10 protein-coding genes and 1 riboswitch are annotated in these 15731 nt (G+C 73.0%); of the genes, 5 read left to right on the top strand and 5 right to left on the bottom strand.

Annotated elements, in window-relative coordinates; translation table 11 throughout:
* Positions 1 to 9: 9 nt before the first annotated feature.
* The 3 genes from O7609_RS09950 to O7609_RS09940 form a co-directional block, all read right to left on the bottom strand.
* Positions 10 to 1527 carry a CYTH and CHAD domain-containing protein gene (locus O7609_RS09950; protein WP_269743438.1) on the bottom strand — a complete coding sequence of 506 codons (1518 nt, stop codon included), beginning with the start codon at positions 1525 to 1527 and terminating at the stop codon, positions 10 to 12.
* 106 nt (positions 1528 to 1633) lie between these two features.
* Entirely contained in the window at positions 1634 to 2368 is a 735-nt protein-coding gene (locus O7609_RS09945; protein WP_269743437.1) for a LysM peptidoglycan-binding domain-containing protein, read from the bottom strand.
* 4 nt (positions 2369 to 2372) lie between these two features.
* Positions 2373 to 2584: riboswitch (cyclic di-AMP (ydaO/yuaA leader) on the bottom strand.
* Positions 2585 to 3217: 633 nt separating this feature from the next.
* A complete protein-coding gene (locus O7609_RS09940; protein ID WP_269744336.1) occupies positions 3218 to 3970 on the bottom strand; it encodes a hypothetical protein in 753 nt (250 codons plus the stop codon).
* A 138-nt stretch (positions 3971 to 4108) separates the two neighbouring features.
* On the opposite strand from O7609_RS09940, the gene O7609_RS09935 reads away from it, so the two are divergent.
* The 5 genes from O7609_RS09935 to O7609_RS09915 all read left to right on the top strand — a co-directional run bounded on the left by O7609_RS09935 (position 4109) and on the right by O7609_RS09915 (position 10580).
* Positions 4109 to 5041 (top strand): Ppx/GppA phosphatase family protein, encoded by a 933-nt coding sequence (locus O7609_RS09935; RefSeq protein ID WP_269743436.1) that lies wholly within the window; start codon positions 4109 to 4111, stop codon positions 5039 to 5041.
* 452 nt (positions 5042 to 5493) lie between these two features.
* Positions 5494 to 7065, top strand: a complete 1572-nt coding sequence (locus O7609_RS09930; protein ID WP_269743435.1) for a S8 family peptidase — start codon at positions 5494 to 5496, stop codon at positions 7063 to 7065.
* Positions 7066 to 7229: 164 nt separating this feature from the next.
* On the top strand, positions 7230 to 8054 hold the full coding sequence (locus O7609_RS09925) for a sugar phosphate isomerase/epimerase family protein (RefSeq protein ID WP_269737099.1): 825 nt from the start codon (positions 7230 to 7232) through the stop codon (positions 8052 to 8054).
* A gap of 150 nt (positions 8055 to 8204) precedes the next feature.
* The gene (gene ilvD / locus O7609_RS09920; RefSeq protein WP_269743434.1) at positions 8205 to 10046 is read left to right on the top strand and encodes a dihydroxy-acid dehydratase; all 1842 of its coding nucleotides are present in this window, start codon (positions 8205 to 8207) and stop codon (positions 10044 to 10046) included.
* Positions 10047 to 10172: 126 nt separating this feature from the next.
* A complete protein-coding gene (locus tag O7609_RS09915) occupies positions 10173 to 10580 on the top strand; it encodes a hypothetical protein (protein ID WP_269734571.1) in 408 nt (135 codons plus the stop codon).
* 50 nt (positions 10581 to 10630) lie between these two features.
* Here O7609_RS09915 and rox read toward each other — a convergent pair whose 3' ends face one another.
* The gene (gene rox, locus O7609_RS09910; RefSeq protein ID WP_269743433.1) at positions 10631 to 12058 is read right to left on the bottom strand and encodes a rifampin monooxygenase; all 1428 of its coding nucleotides are present in this window, start codon (positions 12056 to 12058) and stop codon (positions 10631 to 10633) included.
* A 281-nt stretch (positions 12059 to 12339) separates the two neighbouring features.
* Entirely contained in the window at positions 12340 to 15714 is a 3375-nt protein-coding gene (locus O7609_RS09905) for a pyruvate carboxylase (protein WP_269743432.1), read from the bottom strand.
* Positions 15715 to 15731 lie beyond the last annotated feature (17 nt).

The following is a 15731-nucleotide window of genomic DNA, read 5'->3' as shown; positions in this document are numbered from 1 at the left end:
TGGGGCGGCTCAGCCCGGCAGCCGCCCGTGCACCGAGCGCCACAGCCGTGGCAGCTCCCGCTCGTACCCCTCGGCGAGGGCCGCCTCCCGCGCGTGGAGGAGGCCGTAGGTGAACGAGGGCTCCCCGGCCGTGTGCGCCCGCAGGGCCAGCTCGCGCAGTGCCCGCCGGGCCACGACGCTGTCCTGGTGCTCGCCGAGCAGCTTCTGCACGGACGTCAGGGACCGGGCGGCGCGCTTGGCCCGCCTGCCCAGCGCGGGACGGGCCGCCTCGGCCGCGTAGCGGGCCCGCTTGGCGGCCTTGCGGGCCTCGTGCAGCGCGCGGTCGCGCTCGTCGCCCGGCGGGAGCTCCAGGGCCCGGCCGACGCGGGCGTCCAGCCGCTCGACGTCCCGCCGCAGGACGCGGGCGAGGACCTCGGGTGCGGGGCGCTCGGCGGCCGGCCGCAAGGGCGGGTCGGCCAGCAGCTCGTCGAGCTCGCGCAGCAGGACGAGGTGGTGCGGGTCGTCGAGGACCTCGATCGCCCGGGTCCGTGAGCCGCCCCGCCGTGCCCGGTCCTCCGCCCGCAGGCGGTCGGCGACCGGACCGAGCCGCAGCGCGGGCGGCAGTTCGGCCAGCCGCCCGGAGAGCCGCTCCGCCAGCACCTCGCGGTCACGGTCCTGGGCGAGCCCGGCGGCGAGCCGGCGCAGCTCCTCGCCCAGCGGGTCGGTGACGGCGCGGTCGAGGACGGGGGAGGCCGAGCGGAAGCAGCTCCGCAGCCGCCGGGTGGCCACCCGCATCCGGTGCACCGAGTCGGGCACGTCGCGGCGCACCGCCGGGTCCAGCGCGACCAGGGCCTCGACCTGCTCCCGGACGTAGTCGAGCACGCACGCCCCGGCCGTCCCCGGCGCTGGCGCCGCAGGCTCGGGGGCGCTCCCGGAGGGCGCTTCTTCCGGGGCCGTCTCCGCGAGGGCCCGCTCCAGCTTGGAGGCCGCCCGGGCCCGCCGCAGCCCGGCGGCCAGCAGCCGCTTCTCGATCCGGTCCAGCAGCTTCGGCCGCCCGTCCGCCGCAAGCTCCGCCTCGACCTCGGTCCACCGCGCCGGGCGCCCGGCGGCCCCGGAGGGGCGTCGGGCCCGGACGTGGTCCACCGACACCTCGGCGAGCGGCGTGCCCTCGGCGTCGCGCAGGCCGCGGGCCCGGCGCTCGGAGACCAGCTCCATCACCGGCACGAGCGGCGCTTCCCGCACCCGGGAGTGCACGAGCGCGATCAGCTCCCGCGGCACCTCCGGGGCCAGCGGCGCCCGGATCTCCTCGCGGACGTCGGGCCCGACCGGGAACTTGAGGTGCCAGCCGTCGTCCGACCCGCCCGTCCGGCGGCGCAGGGTGATCCCGGCGGCTGCCAGCCGTCCGTCGGCGGTGTCGTAGTACACGGCGTCGAGCCGCTGCCGCCCCGCGTCGACGACGGAGCCGACCCCGCGCACCCGCATGTCGGGGGGCTCGATGTCGTCGGCGGCCTCGTACTTGCGTTCCGTCTCGCGCACGGCGTCCACCATGTCTGGACGCTACGCCCGGTGCCGCGGCCGGGCAACGGGACCGGAAACGGCCGCTGCCGGCCACCGCGGGGGCGGTGGCCGGCAGCGTGCGTGCGCGTCGGTCGGCTCAGTACGGGCCGTTGACGTTGTCGATCGAACCGTAGCGGTCGGCCGCGTAGTTGCAGGCGGCGACGATGTTCGCGACCGGGTCGTACTGGTCGTGCGGGGTGCCCGCGACGTGGTAGGCGTCGAAGGTCGGCTTGATGACCTGGAGCAGCCCGATGGACGGGGTGCCGCGCTGGGCGTTGATGTCCCAGTTGTTGATGGCGTTCGGGTTGCCGCTGGACTCCCGGATGATGTTGCGGTGGATGCCCTCGTAGGTGCCCGGGATGCCGTGCTCGGCCATGATGTCCAGGGCCTCGCGGATCCAGCCGTCCAGGTTGTTCGTGTAGCTCTTGGCGGCGACGGTGCGCTCGGCGGAACGGTCGGCCCGGTCCTCGGTGCCGCGCGCCTCGGCCTGCGGGATGGTCAGCTCCTGGCCGGGGAGGATCAGGTTCGGGTCGGTGCCGACCGTCTCCTCGTTCTCCTCGTACAGGGCCTCCCAGCCGCCCTCGACCTCGTGGTCGGTGGCGATGCCGTGCAGGGTGTCGCCGGACACGACGGTGTGGCTCTCGGCCTCGGCCTTGGCCTGCGGCGCGGCGGCGGGCTTCTGCACGACGGAGGTGGGGGCGGCCTGCGCGGTGCCGGCGGCGACCAGCGGCATGGCGAAGCCCGCGGTGCCGATCGTCAGGGCGAGGGAAAGCCGGGAAACGCTGCGGGTGTTGAGGGCGGTGCGGGCGCGGCGGTGGCGGCCACGAGACATAGGGGTGTCCTCTCCTACGCCTGCGAGGTGAGCTGTCGGATTCGGGCGAGAGTTGCCCGGCCATTTCCCTCGAAAGGCCCTCGGGGCCCGCTGGTGCCGTATGTGGCACGGCGCTTCGAGAGGCGTGGCTTCACCCCAAGCCGGTCACGGAAACCCGTGTCCGGCGGCTTACCTGGTTCCCCCGCTCCTGCCGCGGTGACGTGGTGCTTTACCCCATGGCCCGGGCGGCAGGATTCGGCGTCCGGGTCGGGACTCCCCCCAGGTGGGTCGGGAGCGGACACACATAAACACAGGGATTTCGCCGGGGACAAGCAGCAGGGATACCGACATTTGGCGCCCAACCGACGATCATGAGGAATTCTGCAACAGAACGCGTCTGTGCCTTTTCCGTGTGTGAGAGGGAAGGTGAGGGGCGATGTGTAAGAGGGCCTTTTTTCCGGGGAGTTGTCGAAGGCCGTATGGCGGTCGCCACGTGGTTGCGCCCAGCGGTCGACTTTCCGTGTGACGCTCACCACGCCTATTCACATAGTCTGGCAAATCCGACATTTGAATTCAGGCATCCGCCTCTGGAGTCGATGGCTTTAATTCGGACATCAAGGCTTTTTCGGGGTGAATGGCTCGCAGGGATGGGGAGCGGGAGGCGGCGGGGTCTCGGCGGTTCGCCGAGACCCCGCCGGTCCCCGGCGGCTCCGCGTGACGCTCCCCGGGGGCATGGCGCCTGGCGTCGCCTCTCGTGCCGCTCGGTGCTCCGCCCGTGCCGGGTTCCCGTGGCCGGGCTCCCGCGGTGCCGAACCGCCGGGCCGGCGGCCCGGCGGTCGGCGGCCCGGCCTGACCGGCCGCTCGGGCCGGTCAGGGGCGGGGCGGGTCCGCGGGATGGGGGGCGAGGGGGAGCTGGGCGGCGAGCCGGGTCTCGCACAGTTCCACCAGCCGGTCGTAGGCGTCCTTGCCCATCAGCTCGGTCAGCTCGGCCCGGTAGGAGACGTAGACGGGGTCCGCGCCCTGGTGGGCCGCCGGTGCCCCGGTGCACCACCAGTGCAGGTCGTGGCCGCCCGCGCCCCAGCCGCGCCGGTCGTACTCGCCGATCGAGACCTGGAGTCTCTGCTCGCCGTCCGGCAGCTCCACCCACTGGAAGTCGCGGCGGATCGGGAGCTGCCAGCAGACGTCCGGCTTGGTCTCCAGCGGCTCCCGCCCCTCGCGCAGCGCGAGCAGGTGCAGGGCGCAGCCTCCGCCGCCGGGGAACTCGGGGCGGTTGTTGAAGATGCAGGCCCCGCCGTAGCGCCGGGTCTTGCGCTCGCCGTCCTCGTCGACCTCGGTCCAGCCCGAGCGGATGCCCTCGTCGTGGAACTGCCACACCTCCGGCGTCAGCCGCTCGACGTGCTCGGTGACGCGGCGCTCGTCGTCCTCGTCGGAGAAGTGCGCGCCGAGCGTGCAGCAGCCGTCGCTGGCCCGCCCCGCCCGGATGCCCTGGCAGCCGTTGCCGAAGATGCAGCCCCAGCGGGAGGTGAGCCAGGTCAGGTCGCAGCGGAAGACCTGATCCTCGTCGGCCGGGTCGGGGAACTCCACCCAGGCCCGCGTGTGGTCGAGGTCGACCTCCTCGCCCATGGCCCGACGCTGCTCGCCGCCGATGTTCCCGCCGGCCTTCCGGCTTTTGCCCGACTTCTTCGCGTTCGTCTTGCTCACGACTCCAGCGTACGGGCACGGGGCGCGACCACCGGGGCCGGCGCGTTAGCGTTCTTCCTCATGAGACTCGGTGTCCTCGATGTGGGTTCGAATACCGTTCACCTCCTGGTGGTGGACGCGCACGGGGGTGCCCGTCCGCTGCCCGCCTACTCGCACAAGGCGGAGCTGAAGCTCGCCGAACTGCTCGACGAGGACGGGGCCATCACCCCGCAGGGCGTGGAACGGCTGGTCGCCACCGTCAAGGAGGCGCTGGAGGTCGCCGAGGACATGGGGGTGGAGGACCTCCTGCCGTTCGCGACCTCCGCCGTGCGGGAGGCCTCGAACGACGGTGACGTGCTGGGGCGGGTCGCGCAGGAGACCGGAGTCCGGCTGCGCGTCCTCTCCGGCCCGGACGAGGCGCGGCTGACGTTCCTCGCGGTGCGCCGCTGGTTCGGCTGGTCCTCGGGGCGGCTGCTGGTCCTCGACATCGGCGGCGGCTCGCTGGAGATCGCCTGCGGCTTCGACGAGGAGGCGGACGCCGCCGTCTCCCTGCCGCTGGGCGCCGGCCGGCTCACCGCGTCCTGGCTGCCGGGGGACCCGCCGGACCCGGACGACGTGCGGGCGCTGCGCCGCCACGTCCGGACCGAGATCGCCCGCGTCGTGGGCACCTTCAGCCGCCTGGGCGCCCCCGACCACGTCGTGGCGACGTCGAAGACGTTCCGGCAGCTCGCCCGACTCGGCGGGGCGGCCCGCTCGGGCGAGGGGCTGTACGTCCAGCGGGAGCTGAGCCGCACGTCGCTGGAGGAGTGGGTGCCGCGGCTCGCCACGATGACGGCCGAGCAGCGCGCCGAGCTGCCCGGGGTCTCGGAGGGCCGGGCCCGCCAGCTCCTGGCCGGGGCGCTCGTCGCCGAGGGGGCGATGGACCTCTTCGGGGTGGAGACGCTGGAGATCTGTCCGTGGGCGCTGCGCGAGGGTGTGATCCTGCGCCGGCTGGATCTGCTGCGCTCGGTGTGACCGCCCGCCGCGCCCGGCTGCCCACTGCCCGCCGGGCCACGCCGCCCACCGCCCGCCGCGCCCCCCCGCCGGGCCGCCGCCCGCACGGCTGCCGCCCGCACCGCCGGGGCCGTGCGGGCGTGCGCCGCGTGCCGCTCCGGCTGACGCGGCGTCACCTCGCGCCCGCTCGGGGTGAAAAAAACTTCAAGATCGTGCGGGGCTCGCTACGCGCGTCAACTTCCCGCGCGTGAAGCCGACTTGATCGCCGCATGACCTGCAGTAACAGATCTCCGGAAATCGGAACGAGGGCCCCGCGATGCGGTCGGCGGGGCGGGTTCGCGGCATGTGTCCGCGAGGAAAAACTCATGTGAACCACTTGCCTAACGCCTGTTCGCCGGTGGAGGGTCGGCGCTGCGTGGATGACATGTCCGCGTCGACAGGCCCGTTACATCCTCGAACGGACAGGACCCTTCATGACAGTCATGCGTTCCCCCAAGCGCAGATGGTCAGCGGTCGCGGTGACCTCCGCGACCGCCGTCGCCCTCAGCGTCGGTGCCGCCTACCCCGCGATCGCGGCCGACGAGCCCACGGGCGTCATCATGGGCGCCGATGCCCCTGGTGCGATCAAGGACCAGTACATCGTCACCCTCAAGGCGGGTGCGCCGGACGCCGAGACCAAGGCCGGCAAGGACATCGCCAAGAAGTACGGTGCCGACATCGAGCACGTCTACGAGGAGGCCCTCAACGGCTTCGTCGTCGAGCTGGGCGAGAAGCAGGCGAAGAAGCTCGCGGCCAACCCGCACGTCGCGAAGGTCGAGCAGGACGCCAAGGTCCAGCTCGCGGACACCCAGACCAACCCCACCTGGGGCCTGGACCGCATCGACCAGCCCGACCTGCCGCTGGACAACAGCTACACGTACTCCAACACCGCCGGCTCCGGCGTGACGGCGTACATCATCGACACCGGCATCAACCACAGCCACAACGACTTCGGCGGCCGCGCCAGCTTCGGCTTCGACGCCTTCGGCGAGGACGGTGAGGACGGCAACGGTCACGGCACCCACGTCGCCGGCACCGTCGGCGGCTCCACCTACGGTGTGGCCAAGAACGTCGACCTCGTCTCCGTCCGCGTCCTCGACGACGGCGGCTCGGGCTCCTACTCGGGCGTCATCGCCGGTGTGGACTGGGTGACGGACAACGCGCAGCTTCCGGCCGTGGCCAACATGAGCCTCGGTGGCGGCGCCAGCTCCAGCGTCGACGACGCGGTGCGCAACTCGATCGCCGCGGGTGTGACCTACGCGGTGGCGGCGGGCAACAGCAACGCCGACGCCGCCAACTACTCCCCGGCGCGGACGACGGAGGCGCTGACGGTCGGTTCGTCGACCAGCAGCGACGCCCGCTCCTCGTTCTCCAACTACGGGTCGGTCCTGGACATCTTCGCCCCGGGCTCGAACATCACCTCAGCGTGGATCGGCAGCGACTCGGCCACCAACACCATCTCCGGCACCTCGATGGCCTCCCCGCACGTGGCCGGTGCCGCCGCCCTGCTGCTCGGTGACAACCCGGGCTACACCCCGACGCAGGTCGACTCCGCGCTGGAGTCCGCCGCCGCGCAGAACAAGCTCAGCGGCGTGCCGTCGGGCACCCCGAACCTGCTGCTCCAGGTCGGCGAGGGCGACCCGGGCGACCCCGGTGACCCGGGCGACAGCTTCGAGAACACGAACAACTACGACATCAACGACCACAGCACGGTCGAGTCGCCGATCTCCGTCAGCGGTGTCGGCGGCAACGCCCCGGCCGACCTGAAGGTGGCCGTGGACATCAAGCACACCTACATCGGTGACCTGAAGGTCGAGCTCGTCGCCCCGAACGGCTCCGCCGTCGTCCTGAAGGACCACGGCGAGGGTGGCAGCAGCAACGACATCAACACCACCTACACCGTGGACGCCTCGTCCTCGGCCGCGGACGGCACCTGGAAGCTCCGGGTGACCGACAACTACTCGTGGGACCAGGGCTACATCGACGCCTGGAGCCTCCAGTTCTGATCAGCCCCGGCGACACCCGGCGGTGATCACCGCGAGTGACCCCTGAGCTCAGCCCCCACGGCCCCGCGCCGTGGGGGCTGAGCCGCGTCCGCCCGCGGCCCGGCGCGGTACCGTGATCCAGGCCACGTCCCGCCCCGGCTGCCTCCCCGTACCCTGGGCGCGTGCTGCGAGACGATCAGGCCGTACCCGGCGGCGCCGGGATCAAGGTCGCGCTGTCGACGGCCTCGGTGTATCCCGAGACCACGGCGGCGGCGTTCGCGATGGCCGGACGGCTGGGCTACGACGGCGTCGAGATCATGGTCTGGACGGACCCGGTCAGCCAGGACGTGGACGCCCTGCGCCGCCTGGAGGACCACCACGGCGTGCCGGTGCTCGCCGTCCACGCCCCCTGCCTGCTGATCACCCAGCGGGTGTGGTCCACCGACCCGTGGACGAAGCTCCAGCGGGCCAGAGCGGCCGCCGAGCGGCTCGGCGCCTCCACCGTCGTCGTCCATCCGCCGTTCCGCTGGCAGCGCGGCTACGCGCGGGCCTTCGTGCGGGGCATCGAGCGCATGGCCGACGAGACGGACGTCCGCTTCGCCGTCGAGAACATGTACCCCTGGCGCTACCGCGACCGCGAGATGGCCGCCTACGCGCCCGACTGGGACCCCACCAACGACGACTACCGGCACTTCACGCTCGACCTCTCCCACACCGCCACCGCCCGCAGCGACACCCTCGCCATGCTGGGCCGCATGGGGGACCGGATCGGCCACGTCCACATCGCTGACGGCACCGGCTCGGCCAAGGACGAGCACCTCGTCCCCGGGCGGGGCGAGCAGCCCTGCGCCGAGGTGCTGAACCACCTCGCGACCAGCGGTTTCGACGGTCACGTCGTCGTGGAGGTCAACACGCGGCGGGCCATGTCCTCCGCCGAACGCGAGGCTGACCTGGCGGAGGCGCTGGCCTTCACCCGTCTCCACCTCGGCGCCGCCGCCCGCCGGCCCTGACACCGCGGGGCCGAGTCCCGCCCCGGCGCACCGTCTCATCATGTGACGCCGGTGTCCGGATCATGGGCGGGGCGGCGTACGCTCGAAGGCCGGTGACCGCAGGGTCACCCGGCACCGTCACCCATCACCCGACGCAGGGAGTGGAGCCCAATGCCCGAGCTGAGGTCCCGCACCGTCACCCACGGCCGCAACATGGCGGGCGCCCGCGCCCTCCTCCGCGCCGCCGGCGTAGCCCGCGAGGACTTCGGCAAGCCCATCATCGCGGTGGCCAACAGCTTCACCGAGTTCGTCCCCGGGCACACCCACCTCCAGCCCGTCGGCCGGATCGTCTCCGAGGCCATCAAGGCCGCCGGCGGCGTCCCGCGCGAGTTCAACACCATCGCCGTGGACGACGGCATCGCCATGGGCCACGGCGGCATGCTCTACTCGCTGCCCTCCCGCGACCTGATCGCCGACTCCGTCGAGTACATGACCGAGGCGCACTGCGCCGACGCACTGATCTGCATCTCCAACTGCGACAAGATCACGCCCGGCATGCTCATGGCGGCCCTGCGGCTCAACATCCCCGTCGTGTTCGTCTCCGGCGGCCCCATGGAGGCCGGGAAGACGACGCTCGTCGACGGCACCGTGCGCAGCAATCTCGACCTCGTCCACGCCATGTCCGAGGCCGTCAGCGACACCGTCTCCGACGAGGACCTGGAGCGCATCGAGGAAGCCGCCTGCCCCACCTGCGGCTCCTGCTCCGGCATGTTCACCGCCAACTCCATGAACTGCCTCACCGAGGCCCTGGGCCTCGCCCTCCCCGGCAACGGCTCCGTCCTCGCGACCCACACCGCCCGCAAGGAGCTGTACGAGGCCGCGGGCCGCACCGTCGTCGACGTCGCCCGCCGCTACTACGACGAGGGCGACGAGACGGTCCTGCCGCGCAACGTCGCCTCCCGGGCCGCCTTCGAGAACGCCATGGCCCTCGACGTCGCGATGGGCGGCTCCACCAACACCGTCCTCCACCTGCTGGCCGCCGCCCAGGAGGCCGGGCTCGACTTCACCATGGCGGACATCGACGCCGTCTCGCGCCGCGTCCCCTGCGTCTGCAAGGTCGCCCCCAACGGCAACTACCACATGGAGGACGTCCACCGGGCCGGCGGCATCCCCGCCATCCTGGGTGAGCTCCAGCGTGCCGGACACCTCCACGAGGACGTCCACGCCGTCCACAGCCCCTCCCTGGCCGACTGGCTCAAGGAGTGGGACATCCGCGGAGGCGCCCCCTCCCCGGAGGCCACCGAGATGTTCTACGCCGCCCCGGGCTGCGTCCGCTCGGCCACGGCCTTCTCGCAGTCCGAGCAGTGGGAGACCCTGGACCTGGACGCGGCGAACGGCTGCATCCGCGACACCGCCCACGCCTACTCCGCCGACGGCGGCCTCGCCGTCCTCCACGGCAACCTCGCCGAGGACGGCTGCGTCGTGAAGACGGCGGGCGTGGACGAGTCCATATGGACGTTCGAGGGCCCCGCCGTCGTCGTCGAGTCCCAGGAGGACGCCGTCGACGCCATCCTGAACAAGCGCGTCAAGGAGGGCGACGTCGTCGTTGTCCGCTACGAGGGCCCCAAGGGCGGCCCCGGCATGCAGGAGATGCTCTACCCGACGGCGTTCCTCAAGGGCCGCGGCCTCGGCGCCAAGTGCGCCCTGGTCACCGACGGCCGCTTCTCCGGCGGCACCTCCGGCCTGTCCATCGGCCACGCCTCCCCGGAGGCGGCGGCCGGCGGCACCATCGCCCTCGTCCACGACGGCGACCGCATCGCCATCGACATCCCGAACCGCACGATCGAGCTGAAGGTGTCCGACGCCGAGCTGGCCGCCCGCCGCGAGGCTCTCGGCGGCGTCTACGCGCCCAAGGCCCGCGAGCGCAAGGTCAGCCAGGCCCTGCGCGCCTACGCCGCCATGGCCACCAGCGCCGACAAGGGCGCCGTCCGCGACGTCCGCCTCCTCGGCTGACACCGCGCCCGCCCCCGGCGAGCCGCGCCGACCGCCGTGTCCGGGTCCGGGCTCGCCGCGGCCGGGCGTGGCGGGCCCCGTTGGACTACGGTGCGGGGACCGGAACGCCGAGTCGGGGACGTGCCCATGAGCGATGCGAACACCGAGGATCCGCTGACGCCGGACGAGGCGCTGGCGGCCGTCGCCTACCTGGAGGCCGCCCAGCGCGGTGACGAGGACGCGCGGCGCGCGCTGGCCCGGCGCGACGAGACGGAGCGCCCGATGCCGGCCCTGCTCGCCGTCTTCGGCCAGCAGGTCATCAGCAGCATGACGACCGGCTCGCACGGGCTGGACGAGACCAGCGTGCGGGTCTCCAACGTGCTCGCCGCGACGCTGGCCGCCTGGGCGGCGCACACCGACGACGCGGCCTCGGACGCCATGGCGCACAGCGTCATCGCCTTCATCCAGGCCGTCTCCCGGGCGGCCGACGAGGACGTCCTGCCCCTGCTCGCCCGCCTCCGCGCCGCCGCACTCCGCGTCTCCGGCGACTCGTAGCGCGTCTCCGGCGACGCGTGGGGGACGGCTCCGCACCGGCGTACCCGTGCTCAGCCGGCGGGGGAGCCGAACCAGCGGGCGAGGTGCGGGTGCAGCTCCCGCTGGTCCTCGCCGGCCCAGGCCACGTGGCCGTCCGGGCGCAACAGGACCCCGGGCACGTCCAGTTCCTCGCTGACGTCGACGACGTGGTCGACCCGGTCCGCCCAGCCGTCCACCGAGAGCCGGCCCGTCTGGTCGAGCAGGAGGCCCCGGCCCCGGTGCGTCAGCTCGTAGAGGCGTCCGCGCTTCAGCGGCACGTCGCGCAGCCGCCGGCCCAGCAGCGCGTGGCCCTCTCCGAGGTCGTAGCGGACGTCGACGGCCGTGATCATGCCGGTCACGTAGCGGTTCACCTCCTCCAGATCCATCAGCCGCGCGAACAGCTCCCGCAGCGCGGTCGCACCCGGATCGGTCCCGAGCAGCGTGATCTGCGCCCGGGTGTTCTCCAGCACCCGGGCACCGACCGGGTGCCGTTCGGCGTGGTAACTGTCCAGCAGGCCCTCCGGCGCCCAGCCCGCGACCGCGGCGGCCAGCTTCCAGCCGAGGTTGAACGCGTCCTGGATGCCGAGGTTGAGGCCCTGGCCGCCGGTGGGCGGGTGGACGTGGGCCGCGTCGCCGGCCAGCAGCACCCGGCCGACCCGGTAGCGCTCGGCCTGCCGGGTGGCGTCGCCGAAGCGGGAGAGCCAGCGCGGTGAGTGCGCTCCGAAGTCCGTGCCCGCGACGGCCCGGAGCCGCTGCCGGAACTCCTCAAGCGTCGGCGGGGCGGTGCGGTCCTCCGACACCCCCTCGGCGGGCACGACGAGCCGGAACACCCCGTCCCCGCTGGGGGCGGCGCCGAACCGCAGCTGGCTCCTGCGGACCTCGGCGACGACCGCCGCCACCGCCTCCGGGTCCTCGGTCAGCTCCATCTCCCCCAGCAACGTCTCGACGCTCGCGGGCTCACCGGGGAAGCCGACCCCCAGCCGCTTGCGCACCAGGCTCCGGCCGCCGTCGCACCCCACGGCATAGCGGGCGCGCAGCGGCGCCCGCCCCGCGAGCTCGACGGTCACCCCGTCCTCGTCCTGGCTCAGCCCGACCACCTCGTGGCCGCGCCGGATCTCGGCGCCGAGCTCGCGGGCGCGCTCGTTCAGCAGCCGTTCCGTGACGGGCTGCGGCGTGGCCAGGCCGTACGGGTGGGCCGTGTCGAGCCGCTCGGGCCATGCCTTCATGACGCCGCCGAAGAGGCCGCCCACCCGGAACGTCTCGCTGACGTCGAGGAACCGGCCCAGCAGGCCGCGCTGGTCCATCAGCTCGACGCTGCGCGTGTGGAGGCCCTGCCCGCGGGACTCCCGCGTCGGCTCGGTCAGCTTCTCCAGCACGACCACGTCCACGTCGTGCAGCCGCAGCTCGCAGGCCAGCAGCAGCCCGGTCGGCCCGCCGCCGACCACGATCACGTCGGTCATGGAATCCCCCCACTGGGTAAAAGCACATGTTCTTCGCTCATCCGCGCTTTCCGCGGGTTCCGCCTTCGAGTGGGGATTCTGTGCCATAACCGGGGTCTTGCCGCAAGCCCCCCGGTGCGCTATACGTTGAGAGTGGCAAGGAGCGGGTTTTCCCCTTGCCTTTTCTTTTGCCGTGCCTTTCGCCGACGCCCTCACGGTGCGGACCCCTCACGGTGCGGACGACGAAGCCCCGGCCGGTCGAACGCTCGACCGGCCGGGGCTTCGTCGTCCCGCGCGGTGGGTTACGCCAGCTCGACGAGCAGGTCGCCGGCCTCCACCTGCTGGATCGCGTTGATGGCGATGCGGGATACGGTGCCCGCCCTGGGCGCGGTGATGGCGGCCTCCATCTTCATGGCCTCGATCGTGGCCACCGTGGCGCCCGCCTCGACGGCGTCGCCCTCGCTGGCGACGAGGGTGACGACGCCGGCGAAGGGCGCGGCGACGTGGCCGGAGTCGGACTTGTCCGCCTTCTCGGTGGCCGGGATGTCGGAGGCCACCGAGCGGTCCCGGACCTGGATGGGCCGGATCTGGCCGTTGAGGGTGGACATCACGGTGCGCAGGCCGCGCTCATCGGCCTCGCCGATGGCCTCCAGCTCGATGAGCAGCCGGACGCCGGGCTCCAGGTCGACGGCGTACTCCTGGCCCGGACGCAGGCCGTAGAAGAAGTCCTTGCTGGCGAGGACGCTGGTGTCGCCGTAGGCCTCGCGGTGGGTCTCGAACTCCTTCGTCGGGCCCGGGAAGAGGAGGCGGTTGAGGGTGGCGCGGCGGTCCTTGTCGAGGAGCTCGCGGTCCTCGTCGGTGAGCTCCCGCATGGGCTTGGCGGCGGAGCGGCCCTGGAGGGCCTTGGTGCGGAAGGGCTCGGGCCAGCCGCCGGGCGGGTTGCCCAGCTCGCCGTGGAGGAAGCCGATGACGGAGTCGGGGATGTCGAAGGTGTGCGGCTCGGCCTCGAAGTCCTCGGGGGAGACGCTGGCGCCGACGAGGTGCAGCGCGAGGTCGCCGACGACCTTGGAGGAGGGCGTCACCTTCACCAGGTGGCCGAGGATGCGGTCGGCGGCGGCGTACATGGACTCGATCTCCTCGAACCGCTCGCCGAGGCCGAGCGCGATGGCCTGGGTGCGCAGGTTGGAGAGCTGGCCGCCGGGGATCTCGTGGTGGTAGACGCGCCCGGTGGGCGAGGCGAGACCGGCCTCGAAGGGGGCGTAGACCTTGCGCACGCTCTCCCAGTAGGGCTCCAGGTCGCCGATGGCCTGGAGGTCGAGGCCGGTGGGGCGCTCGCTGTGGTCCGTGGCGGCGACGAGCGCGGACAGCGAGGGCTGGGAGGTGGTGCCCGCCATGGAGGCCACGGCGCCGTCGACGGCGTCCGCGCCCGCCCGGACGGCGGCGAGGTAGGTGGCGAGCTGGCCGCCCGCGGTGTCGTGGGTGTGGATGTGCACCGGCAGGTCGAACTCGCGGCGCAGCGCGGAGACGAGCTTCTCGGCGGCGGGGGCCCGCAGCAGCCCGGCCATGTCCTTGACGGCCAGCACGTGGGCGCCGGCGTCGACGATCTGCTCGGCGAGCCGCAGGTAGTAGTCGAGTGTGTAGAGCTTCTCCGCGGGGTCGGAGAGGTCGGAGGTGTAGCAGAGGGCGACCTCGGCGACGGCGCTGCCCGTCTCGCGCACGGCCTCGATGGCCGGCCGCATCTGGCCGACGTCGTTGAGCGCGTCGAAGACGCGGAAGACGTCGATGCCGGTGGCGGTGGCCTCCTGGACGAAGGCGTTGGTCACGTCCGTCGGGTACGGGGTGTAGCCGACGGTGTTGCGGCCGCGCAGCAGCATCTGGAGGCAGATGTTGGGGACGGCCTCGCGCAGCGCGGCCAGCCGCTCCCACGGGTCCTCGGCGAGGAAGCGGAGGGCGACGTCGTAGGTGGCCCCGCCCCAGCACTCCAGCGAGAGCAGCTGCGGCGTGGTGTGCGCGACGGCGGGGGCGACGGCGAGGAGGTCCTTCGTGCGCACCCGGGTGGCGAGCAGCGACTGGTGGGCGTCACGGAACGTCGTGTCGGTGACGCCGAGCGTCGGGGACTCGCGCAGCCAGCGGGCGAACCCCTCGGGGCCCAGCTCGGTGAGCTTCTGCTTGGAACCCGCGGGCGGCGCGCCCTCGGGCAGCCCGGGCAGCTTGCTCACGGGGTCGACGGTCTGGGGACGCGGGCCGTGCGGCTTGTTGACGGTGACGTCGGCGAGGTAGGTCAGCAGCCGGGTGCCGCGGTCGGCGGAGTGCCGGGCGGTCACCAGGTGCGGGCGCTGCTCGATGAACGAGGTGGTGACGCGGCCGGCCTGGAAGTCCGGGTCGTCCAGGACGGCCTGGAGGAAGGGGATGTTGGTCTGGACGCCGCGGATGCGGAACTCGGCGACGGCGCGGCGCGCGCGGCCGACGGCGGTGGCGAAGTCGCGCCCGCGGCAGGTCAGCTTGACCAGCATCGAGTCGAAGTGGGCGCTGATCTCGGTGCCGGCGTGGGCGGTGCCGCCGTCCAGCCGGATGCCGGAGCCGCCGGGGGAGCGGTACGCGCTGATCTTGCCGGTGTCGGGCCGGAAGCCGTTGGCCGGGTCCTCGGTGGTGATGCGGCACTGGAGTGCGGCGCCGCGCAGGTAGACGCGGTCCTGGGACAGGCCGAGGTCGGCGAGCGTCTGACCGGCGGCGATGCGGAGCTGCGACTGCACGAGGTCGACGTCGGTGACCTCCTCGGTCACCGTGTGCTCGACCTGGATGCGCGGGTTCATCTCGATGAAGACGTGGTTCCCGTCGCGGTCGAGCAGGAACTCGACGGTGCCGGCGTTGCGGTAGCCGATCTGCCGGGCGAAGCGCACGGCGTCCCCGCAGATGCGCTCCCGCAGCTCGGGGTCGAGGCCGGGGGCGGGAGCCAGCTCGATGACCTTCTGGTGGCGGCGCTGCAACGAGCAGTCCCGCTCGAACAGGTGGATGACGTTGCCCTCGCCGTCGGCGAGGATCTGCACCTCGATGTGGCGCGGCTCGACGACGGCCTTCTCCAGGAACACCGTCGGGTCGCCGAAGGCGGACTCGGCCTCCCGGGAGGCGGCCCTGATGGACTCGCGCAGGGCGGCCGGGTCCTCCACGCGCCGCATGCCGCGACCGCCGCCGCCCGCGACGGCCTTGACGAAGACGGGGAAGCCCAGCTCCTCAGCGGCCCGTACCAGCTCGTCCACGTCGGTGGACGGCTCGGAGGAGCCCAGGACGGGCACGCCCGCGGCCCGGGCGGCGGCCACCGCGCGGGCCTTGTTGCCGGTCAGCTCCAGCGTCTCCGCGCTCGGCCCGACGAAGGTGATGCCCGCCTCCTCGCAGGCCCGCGCCAGGTCGGGGTTCTCGGAGAGGAAGCCGTACCCCGGGTACACGGCGTCGGCCCCGGCGTCGCGAGCCGCCCGGACGACCTCCTCGACCGAGAGGTAGGCCCGTACCGGGTGCCCTGGTTCGCCGATCTCGTAGGCCTCGTCGGCCTTGAGGCGGTGCAGCGAGTTGCGGTCCTCGTGCGGGAACACGGCGACGGTCCCCGCCCCGAGTTCATAGCCGGCGCGGAACGCGCGGATGGCGATCTCGCCGCGGTTGGCGACCAGCACCTTGCGGAACATGGCTCATCGGTCCCTTC

Origin of the sequence: Streptomyces sp. WMMC1477, from assembly GCF_027460245.1 — a bacterium.
GTDB lineage: Bacteria > Actinomycetota > Actinomycetes > Streptomycetales > Streptomycetaceae > Streptomyces.
The sequence above is the reverse complement of the archived record's forward strand: the minus strand, read 5'-3'. Positions and strand labels throughout refer to the sequence as shown.

What these genes read in the sequence shown, in the direction of transcription:
- O7609_RS09950 (WP_269743438.1), bottom strand. Translation starts at nt 1,527, where the DNA reads ATGGTGGACGCCGTGCGCGAGACGGAACGCAAGTACGAGGCCGCCGAC.
- O7609_RS09945 (WP_269743437.1), bottom strand. Translation starts at nt 2,368, where the DNA reads ATGTCTCGTGGCCGCCACCGCCGCGCCCGCACCGCCCTCAACACCCGC.
- O7609_RS09940 (WP_269744336.1), bottom strand. Translation starts at nt 3,970, where the DNA reads ATGGGCGAGGAGGTCGACCTCGACCACACGCGGGCCTGGGTGGAGTTC.
- O7609_RS09935 (WP_269743436.1), top strand. Translation starts at nt 4,109, where the DNA reads ATGAGACTCGGTGTCCTCGATGTGGGTTCGAATACCGTTCACCTCCTG.
- O7609_RS09930 (WP_269743435.1), top strand. Translation starts at nt 5,494, where the DNA reads ATGACAGTCATGCGTTCCCCCAAGCGCAGATGGTCAGCGGTCGCGGTG.
- ilvD (WP_269743434.1), top strand. Translation starts at nt 8,205, where the DNA reads ATGCCCGAGCTGAGGTCCCGCACCGTCACCCACGGCCGCAACATGGCG.
- O7609_RS09915 (WP_269734571.1), top strand. Translation starts at nt 10,173, where the DNA reads ATGAGCGATGCGAACACCGAGGATCCGCTGACGCCGGACGAGGCGCTG.
- rox (WP_269743433.1), bottom strand. Translation starts at nt 12,058, where the DNA reads ATGACCGACGTGATCGTGGTCGGCGGCGGGCCGACCGGGCTGCTGCTG.
- O7609_RS09905 (WP_269743432.1), bottom strand. Translation starts at nt 15,714, where the DNA reads ATGTTCCGCAAGGTGCTGGTCGCCAACCGCGGCGAGATCGCCATCCGC.